The 11541-nt window shown below is 63.1% G+C and carries 11 protein-coding genes; 9 read left to right on the top strand and 2 right to left on the bottom strand.

Features of this window, described 5'->3' with window-relative positions:
- Positions 1-50: 50 nt before the first annotated feature.
- The gene (locus C266_RS18995) at positions 51-299 is read right to left on the bottom strand and encodes an accessory factor UbiK family protein (RefSeq protein WP_010804738.1); all 249 of its coding nucleotides are present in this window, start codon (positions 297-299) and stop codon (positions 51-53) included.
- Positions 300-693: 394 nt separating this feature from the next.
- Here C266_RS18995 and C266_RS18990 point away from each other — a divergent pair, with 394 nt between their 5' ends.
- From C266_RS18990 to ptsP, 9 genes are all read left to right on the top strand, one after another.
- Positions 694-1512 carry a TorF family putative porin gene (locus C266_RS18990; protein ID WP_036663459.1) on the top strand — a complete coding sequence of 273 codons (819 nt, stop codon included), beginning with the start codon at positions 694-696 and terminating at the stop codon, positions 1510-1512.
- 13 nt (positions 1513-1525) lie between these two features.
- The gene (locus C266_RS18985; protein ID WP_010804740.1) at positions 1526-1864 is read left to right on the top strand and encodes a P-II family nitrogen regulator; all 339 of its coding nucleotides are present in this window, start codon (positions 1526-1528) and stop codon (positions 1862-1864) included.
- A 27-nt stretch (positions 1865-1891) separates the two neighbouring features.
- The gene (gene amt, locus C266_RS18980; protein ID WP_010804741.1) at positions 1892-3436 is read left to right on the top strand and encodes an ammonium transporter; all 1545 of its coding nucleotides are present in this window, start codon (positions 1892-1894) and stop codon (positions 3434-3436) included.
- A gap of 422 nt (positions 3437-3858) precedes the next feature.
- Positions 3859-5148 carry a glutamate--cysteine ligase gene (gene gshA / locus C266_RS18975; protein ID WP_010804742.1) on the top strand — a complete coding sequence of 430 codons (1290 nt, stop codon included), beginning with the start codon at positions 3859-3861 and terminating at the stop codon, positions 5146-5148.
- 438 nt (positions 5149-5586) lie between these two features.
- Positions 5587-6852 (top strand): hypothetical protein, encoded by a 1266-nt coding sequence (locus C266_RS18970; protein WP_010804743.1) that lies wholly within the window; start codon positions 5587-5589, stop codon positions 6850-6852.
- 134 nt (positions 6853-6986) lie between these two features.
- Complete coding sequence (gshB, locus tag C266_RS18965) at positions 6987-7925, top strand: glutathione synthase (protein ID WP_010804744.1); 939 nt, start codon at positions 6987-6989, stop codon at positions 7923-7925.
- Between the two features lie 167 nt (positions 7926-8092).
- The gene (locus C266_RS18960) at positions 8093-8506 is read left to right on the top strand and encodes a PTS sugar transporter subunit IIA (protein ID WP_010804745.1); all 414 of its coding nucleotides are present in this window, start codon (positions 8093-8095) and stop codon (positions 8504-8506) included.
- A gap of 3 nt (positions 8507-8509) precedes the next feature.
- Entirely contained in the window at positions 8510-8779 is a 270-nt protein-coding gene (locus C266_RS18955; RefSeq protein WP_010804746.1) for an HPr family phosphocarrier protein, read from the top strand.
- 169 nt (positions 8780-8948) lie between these two features.
- Positions 8949-10685 carry a phosphoenolpyruvate--protein phosphotransferase gene (ptsP, locus tag C266_RS18950; protein ID WP_010804747.1) on the top strand — a complete coding sequence of 579 codons (1737 nt, stop codon included), beginning with the start codon at positions 8949-8951 and terminating at the stop codon, positions 10683-10685.
- Positions 10686-10764: 79 nt separating this feature from the next.
- Here the strand turns inward: ptsP and C266_RS18945 are convergent, their stop codons facing one another.
- A complete protein-coding gene (locus C266_RS18945; protein ID WP_010804748.1) occupies positions 10765-11541 on the bottom strand; it encodes a HesA/MoeB/ThiF family protein in 777 nt (258 codons plus the stop codon).

Here is an 11541-nt window from a genome sequence, read left to right as displayed (position 1 = left end):
CGCGCAGGCCCCGAAAACGACAGGGGGCGCCGTGGCGCCCCCGCGATTCGTCAGTCTTGTGCTTCGCTGCGCAGGTTTTCGAGTTCAGCCACGCGCTTTTCCAGTGCTTCGAGCCGCTCGCGCGTACGTGCGAGCACCTGCGCTTGCACGTCGAACTCTTCGCGAGTCACCAGATCGAGCCGGGTGAAGCCTTGATTGAGCAGGCTCTTGACGTTGCGCTCGATATCCTTGGCGGGCGATTGCTTGAGCATCTCGCTCACCTTGGCTTGCATGTCTTGCAGGATCTCGTTCGGTTTCATAAGCCTTCCTCTCTTCGTTTCCTTGCACTAATTTGGTGCTTGCACCGTCTGTGTGCTTCGCCGGGCCGGTCTGACCGGTGCAAGGTGGTGCATCGGGTGCGGACATCAATGTTGGCGCAACTCTATCACCGTTTCCGGCGCCCAGCCAGCGCAGGAAGCCGCCTAACCGTTACCCGGTAAGGATCTGACACGAGTCACGGGGCATGGTTGCTATTTCTCGCGTTGTTGGCAGGCCGCATCGTCACCGCAATTTTGCCAATTTTTTATCTCGAAATTCGTATCTTGCGCGTCGCAGCGCACGCAGATTCCGAGGCTGGCACGGGAGTTGCTCTACCCAGTCCGCAACCTGCCGCACGCTGTACCAAGACGTTGAATATCAACTTAGGGGAAAGTGATGAAAAAAGTGTCAACTGCGATGGCTGGCGTTGTGTTTTCTGGTGCGATGGCAATTTCCGCCGGCGCTTTTGCGCAGGCGAGCGCCGATGGCGCTGCCGCACCTGCCGCAGCCGCCGCGGCCGAACCGCTGACGATTACCGCCAACATCGGTCTGTTCTCGGACTACCGCTTCCGCGGTATTTCGCAAACGGGCAAGCGTCCGGCGGTGCAGGGTGGTTTCGATCTCGCGCATGAATCCGGTCTGTATGCCGGCGTGTGGGCATCGAACATCAGTTGGATTTCGGATGGGAATTCGGCGGTAAGCGCCCCCATCGAGATGGATTTTTACGGTGGCTGGAAGAAGGAAATCATTCCTGACTGGACCATCGATTTCGGCGGTTTGCAGTATTACTACCCGGGCACTTACCCGTCCGGGGCATATTTCCCGCGTCCGCATACGTTCGAGCTGTATGCCGCCGTGGGCTGGAAAACCGTGACGCTGAAGTACTCGCACTCGTTGACCCGTCTGTTCGGTCTGGTGAGCCCTGATGGCCAGGATACGTCGAACAGCGGCTACCTCGACCTGACGGGTACCTACGATCTGGGCTTCTGGGGCATTTCCGCCGTGGGCCACGTGGGTCACCAGTGGGTGCACAACTTCGGCGCGGCGAGCTATACCGACTGGAAGATCGGCCTGTCGAAAGACCTGGGCAAGAACTTCTCCGTGTCGGTCTCTTACGTCGATACGAATGCCAACGAGAAGTACTACACCGCCGCGAATTCCGGCAAAGTGCTTTCCAAGGCAACGGTCGTCGTAGGGTTGTCGAAGACATTCTAAGGAGCGACTCATCATGAAGCTGATTACCGCAATTGTGAAACCCTTCAAGCTCGACGAGGTGCGTGAAGCCCTCTCGAACATTGGCGTGGCAGGCATTACGGTGACCGAAGTCAAGGGCTTCGGCCGTCAGAAGGGCCATACCGAGCTGTATCGTGGCGCAGAATATGTCGTCGACTTTCTGCCGAAGGTGAAGATCGAGGCGGTAATCGGCGACGCCTTGCTCGACCAGGCGATCGACGCCATCGAGCAGGCGGCCCGCACCGGCAAGATCGGCGACGGCAAGATTTTCGTGTCAAACGTCGAGCACGTGGTCCGCATCCGTACGGGAGAGACCGGCGAAGACGCGCTGTAAAGGTCCTACATAAAAGAGACAACAATCATGAAAAAACTGCTTGCCAAACTCCTGCTTGCCGCCGCTTTTCTCGGCGTTGCCGGCACCGTGAGCCTCGGCTCCACCGCCGCGCTAGCCCAGGACGCCTCGGCGCCCGCCGCCGCTTCCGAAGCCGCGACGCCAGCACCTGCCGCTTCTGCCGCTTCTGCCGCGACGCCAGCTGCTGCACCGGCAGCCGCAGCAGCAGCGCCAGCACCTGCTGCCGCCGCGCCTGCCCCCGTGCCGCCGAACAAGGGTGACACGGCCTGGCTGCTGACCTGCACCGCATTCGTAATTCTCATGACGCTGCCCGGTCTGGGCCTGTTCTACGGCGGTCTCGTCCGCTCGAAGAACATGCTCTCGGTGCTGATGCAGTGTTTCATCATCTTCTCGCTGGTGGTCGTGCTTTGGGCGATCTACGGTTACAGCATCGCGTTCACCGAGGGCGGGGCGTTCTTCGGCGGCTTCGATCGCCTGTTCCTGAAGGGCATGACGCCGGACTCGGTCGCCGCTACCTTCAGTAAGGGCGTGAATGTGCCGGAATACGCGTACATGGCGTTCCAGGCAGCCTTCGCGGCCATCACCTGCGCGCTGATCGTGGGTGCCTTCGCCGAACGCACCAAGTTCTCGGCCGTGCTGCTCTTCACCGTGATCTGGTTCACGTTCTCGTACCTGCCGATGGCCCACATGGTCTGGTTCTGGCCTGGCCCGGATGCCTACACCGACGCGGCTGCCGCCGACGCCGCCAATGCACACGCCGGCTGGCTCTTCCAGAAGGGCGCGCTCGACTACGCTGGCGGTACTGTGGTGCACATCAACGCCGCTATCGCGGGTCTGGTCGGCTCGTACATGGTGGGCAAGCGTGTGGGCTTCGGTAAGGAAGCGTTCAAGCCGCACTCGCTCACGATGACGATGATCGGTGCCTCGCTGCTCTGGTTCGGCTGGTTCGGCTTCAACGCCGGCTCGGGTCTGGAAGCCAACGGTGGCGCTGCGCTCGCATTCGTCAACACGTTGCTCGCCACTGCGGCTGCCACGCTGTCGTGGACGACCGGTGAGTGGATCGGCAAGGGCAAGCCGTCGATGCTCGGTGGCGCGTCGGGTGCCGTGGCCGGTCTGGTGGCCGTGACCCCGGCTGCCGGCTTCGTCGGTCCGATGGGCTCGATCGTGCTGGGCCTGCTGGCCGGCGTCATCTGCCTGTGGGGCGTGAACGGTCTGAAGCGTCTGCTCAAGGCCGACGATGCACTCGACGTGTTCGGCGTGCACGGCGTGGGCGGTATGCTCGGCGCGATTCTGACGGGGGTGTTCGCTGCCCCGTCACTGGGTGGCACGGGCATCTACGACTACGTGGCCAACAAGGTCGCCCCGGATTACTCGATCGCCGGTCAGGTCTGGATTCAGTTCCAAGGCGTGCTGACCACGCTCGTGTGGTCGGGTGTGGTGGCGTTCATCGCCTTCAAGATTGCCGACATCGTGCTGGGTCTGCGCGTGCCGGAAGACGAAGAGCGCGAGGGTCTGGACATCACCTCGCACGGTGAATCGGCCTATCACAACTGATTTCGGCCGATTCGTCTCAATCTATCTCATCGCACCGTTTAGGCTCGGCTTCGGCCGGGCCTGACGTCAACGAGCAGCACGAATCGGCAATGATTCGCCAATTCGTTATCGAGCCCCGTCTGGGGGCAAGCGAGAGGAGTTGCTGGGGCCGGTCGGACAGCCGGTTCCAGCCTTGCACGGGCCCCGAGAGGGCCCGTTTTTTTCGCTTGCGATTGCCGGCTTCGCCCCCATCTCCTCCCATCGCAGCATGGCACTGCACCTCCCCGATCCCGCCTGAGCGCGTGTTTTCTCCTGCGGTTGCCCGGCCGGCGCCGAGCCCGCACAGACAACATGGCCTGGTGCCCCTTCCGGGGGCATGGCGAACGGCGGGGGCGCCGGGCGTATGCTCTACAATCGATATTCCATCTGGATATGAGCGAAGCATGGTTCCGCATCTCGTCACGGCCCTGAAAGGCCCCCTGCTCGACCTGGAAAAGAAGATTCTCGATGCGACGCCCGGCATCGAGCGCTGGTTCCGGCTCGAGTGGCAGGAACATACGCCGCCGTTCTACTGTTCGGTCGACTTGCGAAACGCGGGCTTCAAGCTCGCGCCTGTCGACACCAATCTCTTCCCCGGCGGCTTCAATAATCTGGCACCCGAAGTGCTGCCGCTTGCCGTGCAGGCCGCCATGGCCGCGATCGAGAAGATCTGCCCCGACGCCAAGAACCTGCTGCTGATTCCCGAACGGCACACGCGCAATTCGTTCTATTTGCAGAACCTTGCCCGTCTGTCGACGATCATGCGCCACGCCGGGTTGAATGTGCGCCTGGGCAGCCTGTCGGACGACATCACCGAGCCCACGACCATCGAGCTGCCCGACGGCCAGCACGTTGTGATCGAGCCGCTCGAGCGTTCGCCGCGCCGGCTGGGGCTCAAGAATTTCGATCCGTGCTCGATCCTGCTCAACAACGATCTGTCGGCCGGTATCCCGCCGATTCTCGAGGGCTTGCACGAGCAGTACCTCCTGCCGCCGCTGCACGCGGGATGGGCTGTGCGCCGCAAGAGTCAGCATTTCGCGGCGTACGACGACATCGTCAAGAAATTCGCCAAGATGATCGACGTCGACCCATGGATGCTCAACCCGTACTTCGCGAAGTGCGAGGGCATCGATTTCGATGAGCGCGTCGGCGAAGAGAAACTTGCCGATACGGTCGACGCGGTACTCAAGAAGATCAACAAGAAGTACCGGGAGTACGGCATCACCGAGAAGCCGTTCGTCGTGATCAAGGCCGATGCCGGTACCTACGGCATGGGCGTGATGATGGTGCACGACGCCGCCGAGATCAAAAACCTGAACCGGCGCGAGCGCACCAAGATGAGCGTGGTGAAGGAGGGCCTCGAAGTGCACGACGTGATCGTGCAGGAAGGTGTTTACACGTTCGAGCGCATCAACGAAGCCGTGGCCGAGCCGGTCGTGTACATGATCGACCGCTATGTGGTTGGCGGCTTCTACCGGGTGCACACCGGGCGCGGCACCGACGAGAACCTCAACGCCCCCGGCATGCACTTCGTGCCACTCGCCTTCGAGCACACGGCGCTGCCCGACGTCCATGCGAAGCCGGGCGCGGCGCCGCCCAACCGGTTCTATATGTATGGCGTGGTGGCGCGTCTCGCGCTGCTTGCGGCTTCGGTCGAACTCGAGCGTACCGATCCGGACCCGGAAACCTATTGACGACGCAGGACCGATGCCGCTGCGAGTAACGTTCGCTTGCCGCCTTTCGGTCTTGTCGTCTATTTGAGAAATTTCTGAATTTGATGTGAGGTCGCGCTTGTACGGCGGCCTCTGTCGTCCCTCGTGCTGAGAGACGAAAAGAAAAAGACGCCCGGCTGGCCCCCCGACTAGCCGGGCGTCACATTTACCGGCCGCCTCATGCAACGGCCGGAAATCGGGGCTTCCCTGAGCGGGCCCCCCCGCAAACTGGTTCCTGTGCGTTCCTTTCGGTTTTCGGATCGGTGTACTGTGCCGATCCGTCGTCCGGTTTTCATCAGTAATGACCTGATGATGCGACCGTTTGACGCGTCCAACATCCCCCGAATGGGGGATGTCCGTACGTGACCGGGTGGAATAGGAAATTTCCTCGGAATTGTCTGCGCTGGGAGGAATACCGGAATGCAAGGGGATGTACGTACATGCCTTCGTCAAATCCATCAATTGCCGGTGCCGATGCTCGGCTATCTACCGCTATGGCTGGAGACGCTGCGCATATGGCTGGCGGCAGACGGGGTAGCGGCGTTCTGGTGTCACGCGTCCGGCGAATCGGTCGATGTATCGGACATACCGAGCATATCGAGCATGCCGAGCATATCGGACGCCACCTGCTGGTACGCGCCGCAAGCTCCCATGTCGGCCTGCGAACGGCTCGCGGCCACCGGCTGGGCGATGCCGTCGGTGGCGGAGTTGCAACGCTCGCTCTCGCACGGTGAACTGCTGCGTGGCCACGCGCGGCGATCGAGAGGCTGTCCAGGGGCGTTGCCCACGACGTTTCGTCGTCCCCTCGAACTGGACCGCTGTCTTCCCGACGGCGACTTGCTCGACGTCTGCCTGTTGCCGATGCCCAGGGCAGCGGGGGCGGCCGGTGAGGGACAGGCGCGCGCCGATTCGTCCGCTGCCGCGCCCATCGGCGCCTTGCGATTGCTAGTGTCGCGCCGCAGATCGCGTCCGCGTTTCAGTGCGCGTGAAGTCACCGCGTTCGAGACGGCTGCCGCAGAGTTCACTACGGCGCCCGAGCGTCCCACGTTCCCGCCGCTGACGGCCATGGCGCCACCCGTGCCCAATTTGTGGCCGGAGGCGTGCGGCGCTATCGGCGACGACGTGGCCGGTACGCTCGTCTGGCATCGGCGGCAGCCGGAGTGGGCCGATCCCGCCGCACTGGCGCTCATGCACCGGGTCTGGCGGCCCATGACGGGGCGCGCGTGGCCCGATGCGTGTGTGGTGGTGCAAGCGTGTCAGTCGCTGGCCGACGAGCTGACGCTTCACCCGTCGGACGCCTCTTCGCCGGGCGTGTCCGGCGTGCAGGTCTGCAAGGCGGTGGTGGTGCCCGGCGGCACGTTGCATCTGCACGCCACGCATTTGTGCGGCATGGGTGGCAGGGCGACCGACCGCGTGCGCATCGCCCTGCATCTTGCCGTGCCGCCCGCCATTCGCCTGTTGCAACGGCTCTGGGGGACAGCGCTCACGCCCGTCCAACGGGAGATTGCGATGCGTCTGCTGGCCGGACAGTCGCGCTCACAGACGCGCGAGGCTTGTGCAATCGGCGTGCAGACGCTCAAGACGCATCTATCCCTCATGCGTTCGCGTCTCGACCCTGTGCGAGACGCGTCGCTACTCCTGGGTCTCGGCGGTTCGGGGGCGAGCGCAAACGCCGTGCGGATGTGAGGTTTGCACAGGCCGTGCGCGCGCCGGACGGCTTGCCGGTACGCAGCGGCAAAACGGCGCCTCGGCTAGAATAGACGTCTGTCGCCGCAGCCTGCGGTGTTTGCATCCGAACCCCCCAAGACCTCCGCCGATCGATGCAGATTCTCTTTATCGCCGACCCGCTTGACCAGTTCAAAACCTACAAGGACACCACGTTCTCGATGATGCGCGAGGCTGCGCACCGCGGGCACCGCATCTTCGCGTGCGAGTTGCACGAGATGGCGTGGTATGGCGCAAAGGTCGATGCGCGCGTGAAGGAAATTCGCCTGACGGGCGATGCGGATGCCTGGTACGAGGTCGCCGACATTCGTGTGGCGGCGCTCACCGAATTCGACGCCGTGCTCATGCGAAAGGACCCGCCATTCGACATGGAGTACATCAACGCCACATGGCTGCTGGAAGTTGCCGAGCGTGCCGGGGCTCGCGTATTCAATAAGCCGAGCGCGATTCGAGATCACTCCGAAAAGCTCGCCATTGCAGAGTTTCCCCAGTTCGTGGTGCCGACGCTGGTGACGCGTGACGCGGCGCGACTGCGCGCCTTTCACGCCGAACATGACGACGTGATCTACAAGCCGCTCGATGGCATGGGGGGCACGGGCGTGTTCCGCATTGGCCCGGACGGCCGCAACCTCGGCTCGGTGGTCGAGATGCTTGGCGAATACGGGGCATGCTCGGTGATGGCGCAGCGCTTCATCCCTGAAATCAAGGCGGGTGATAAGCGAGTGCTCGTGATCGGCGGCAAGGTTGTGCCGCATTCGCTGGCGCGCATCCCGCAAGGCAACGAAGTGCGCGGCAACCTCGCGGCCGGCGGGGTGGGCGAAGCGCGCGATCTGTCTGCACGCGATCGGCAGATTGCTGAAACACTTGCCCCGATTCTCTGGCAACGTGGCCTGCTGCTCGTGGGGCTCGACATTATCGGCGATTACCTCACGGAAGTGAACGTCACGAGTCCGACGTGTTTCCAGGAAATCACGGCGCAGACCGGTTTCGACGTGCCGAAGATGTTCATCGACGCGCTGGAACTGGCGGTCTGAGGAAACGCGGGGCCGTTGTCCGGCAAATCGCTTGGAGCGGCCCCTAACTTGATGAAAATTCGGGGTTTTTGCGCGCCTGCTAAAATGAGAATCCCAAAATCGACAGGTGCGCGTTCGCCGTTGTGTTTGTATCCCGAACACCCGCGGCGCCCGGCGTGCCTAGCATCATGGCTGGAATTCTGATTATTGCCCACGCACCGCTCGCCTCGGCACTTCGCGAGTGTGTTTCGCACATCTACGGCGGTTGTCCGTCGAACATCGGCGCGATCGACGTCGTTCCCGACCAGGACACGGCGGCGCTTGTCGACGTCGCCCGTGAACGCCTTGCACAGTTGCAGGAAGAAAATGGCGTGCTGGTCCTCACCGACTTGTTCGGCGCCACGCCGTCGAATGTCGCGGCGCAACTCGTCGGACCGAAAGTGCGTGTGCTCGCCGGGGTGAACCTGTCGATGCTCATCAAGGCGGTGTGCTATCGCTCCGTGCCGCTCGACACACTGACGGAGAAGGTGCTTTCGGGCGGATCTAAAGGTATTCTCGAAGTCGGCGCGGGTGCGCCGGCCATACACACTACGTCACACTGAAACATGCTTCGACAAGAAACGACGATCGTAAATAAATTGGGCCTGCATGCCCGGGCATCTGCAAAGCTGACGCAACTGGCGGCGAAATTTCAGAGTGAGGTCTGGCTGACCCGGAATGGTCGGCGCATCAATGCGAAGAGCATCATGGGGGTCATGATGCTGGCTGCCGGGATCGGCTCGACGGTCGAAGTGGAGACCGAAGGCGCTGACGAACAACAAGCCATGGATGAAATCCTGGCCCTCATCGCGAACAAGTTCGGCGAAGGGGAATAAGGCGGCGCTGCGGCGAAATGCGGTGGAGTGCGGCGCATCGCAGGCGTACCGCCGAGCGCGGACCGTGCCTGCGCCGGAGCGCTGCCCACCGCTTCGAACGCCATCCCGAACGCAGCGAAAAAACATAGATTACGATCGAATCATTCGCCTCTGAACTGGGGGGACTTCCTTGTCTTTCACCCTGCACGGCATTCCCGTTTCCCGCGGCATCGCGATCGGACGCGCCTATTTGCTCGCGCCCGCCACGCTCGATGTGCCGCACTATTTGCTCGATCCGTCTCAGATCGACGACGAAATTGCGCGCTTTCGCGGCGCTCAGGCGAGCGTCCAGCACGAACTTGATACCCTCAAGGCAGAACTACCGGACGACGCGCCCGGTGAGATGGGGGCGTTCCTCGACGTTCACTCGCTGATCCTCAACGACACGCTGCTGGCCGATGCCGTCCTCAAGCTGATTCGCGAACGCCGCTATAACGCGGAATGGGCGCTGACCACTCAGCTTGAGGTGCTCGTCGCCCGCTTCGAAGACATCGACGACGAGTATCTGCGCGAGCGCCGCGCAGACATCGAACAGGTGGCCGAGCGCGTGCTCAAGGCGCTTGCCGGCGCGCCCGGCATCCGCCATGTGGTGGCCGAGACGCCGCGTGACGACATGATCGTCGTGGCCCGCGACATCGCGCCGGCCGACATGCTGCAATTCAAGTCGCAGACGTTCAAAGGGTTCGTCACGGATCTGGGCGGCAAGACGTCGCATACGGCCATCGTGGCCCGCAGTCTGGGGATTCCGGCGGCTGTCGGCGTGGCGCAAGCCAGCCTGCTCATCAAGCAGGACGACGTCATCATCATCGACGGGGACAGCGGCATCGTCATCGTGGATCCGGCGCCGATCGTGCTCGAAGAGTACAGCTACCGGCAAAGCGAGCGTGCGCTGGAAGAGCGTCGCTTGCAGCGTCTCAAGCACTCGCCCGCACAGACCATCGACGGCACACCCATCGAACTGTTTGCCAACATCGAGTTGCCGGAGGATGCGAAGACCGCCGTGGCGGCCGGTGCCGTCGGCGTGGGACTGTTCCGCACGGAATTCCTTTTCATGAACGAGAAGGAAGCCCCGGAGGAAGAGGCGCAGTTCGAGGCGTACAAGCGCGCCGTCGAGGCGATGAAGGGGCTGCCGCTCACGATCCGGACCATTGACGTGGGCGCGGACAAGCCGCTCGACAGTCATGAGACGTATGAGACTGCGCCGAATCCCGCGCTGGGCTTGCGGGCCATTCGCTGGAGCCTGTCGGAGCCGCGCATGTTCCTGACGCAGTTGCGGGCGATTTTGCGCGCTTCGGCATTCGGTAAGGTGCAAATCCTGTTCCCCATGCTCGCGCATGCGCAGGAGATCGATCAGACGCTGGAACTCGTGCGAGAAGCGAAGTCGCAGCTCGATGCGGCCGGGCTGCTCTACGATCCGGGCGTGAAGCTGGGGGCGATGATCGAGGTGCCGGCCGCCGCGCTCACGGTCTCGATGTTCCTGAAGCGGCTCGATTTCCTGTCCATCGGCACGAACGATCTGATTCAGTACACGCTGGCGATCGATCGCGCGGACAATGCCGTCGCCCATTTGTACGATCCGCTGCATCCGGCTGTGCTGCGTCTGATCGCCATGACTATCCGCGAGGCACATGCGTTCGGCGTGCCGGTGGCGGTATGCGGCGAAATGGCGGGCGATCCGACTGCGACGCGGTTGCTGCTCGGCATGGGGCTGCGGGAGTTTTCGATGCATCCGAGCCAACTGCTGCAGGTCAAGCAGGAGATCCTGCGAGCGCACCTGCCGGACCTGGAGCGGCCGGTTCAGGAACTGCTGGCGGCGACCGAACCGGAAGAGATGCAGGCGGCGCTGGCGCGTCTGGCAGTCGCGTAACGCACTGACCGCCGGGCCGGGGCCTGAACGTCCCTGAAATGAGAAGCGGGCGCTCCGATAACGGGGCGCCCGCTTTTTTTTACGGCGATTCGGTTCGCGGTGTTCCGTGCCGCTGACCGCAAACCTTGCACTCGGGATTGCGCGCGCAGTGCATGGTGTGCCAACTCATCTTGCGCCCGTCGAGCATTTGCAGACGGCCGACCAGCGGCACACCTACGCCCGTGATGAGCTTGATGGCCTCGGCCGCCTGCATGCTGCCGATGATGCCCACCAGCGGGGCCAGCACCCCCATCGTCGCGCAGGCCTGTTCGGGGAAGGGCTCGTCCGCGGGGAAGATGCACTCATAGCAGGGCGAGGCGTCATCGCGCACATCGAAGACGCTGATCTGGCCGTCAAAGCGCAAGGCCGCGCCGGACACGAGCGGGACGCCCGCCGCCACGCAGGCGCGATTGACCGCGTGACGCGTGGCGAAGTTGTCCGAGCCGTCGAGCACCACGGTGGCGTCGCGCGCCAGTGCTGTGAGCCGTGCTTCGTCCACACGTTCGTTGACGACGTCGACGATCACGTCCGGATTGATTTGCGCGATGCGCTCGCGTCCGGAGATGACCTTGGGACGGCCCACACTCCGTGTGTCGTGGAGGATCTGGCGTTGCAGATTGGTGAGATCGACATCGTCGTCGTCGATCAGCGTGATGCGTCCGACGCCCGATGCCGCCAGATAGAGGGCTGCGGGCGAGCCCAGGCCGCCCGCCCCCACGATCACGGCATGGGCCGCGAGCAGACGCGCCTGGCCCTCGATACCGAGTTCGTCGAGCAGGATGTGGCGGGAGTAACGCAGCAACTGGTCGTCGTTCAT

The organism is Pandoraea sp. SD6-2, from assembly GCF_000389825.1.
GTDB lineage: Bacteria > Pseudomonadota > Gammaproteobacteria > Burkholderiales > Burkholderiaceae > Pandoraea > Pandoraea communis.
Note: the sequence above shows the minus strand (reverse complement) of the source record. Positions and strands in the feature narration are given on the sequence as shown.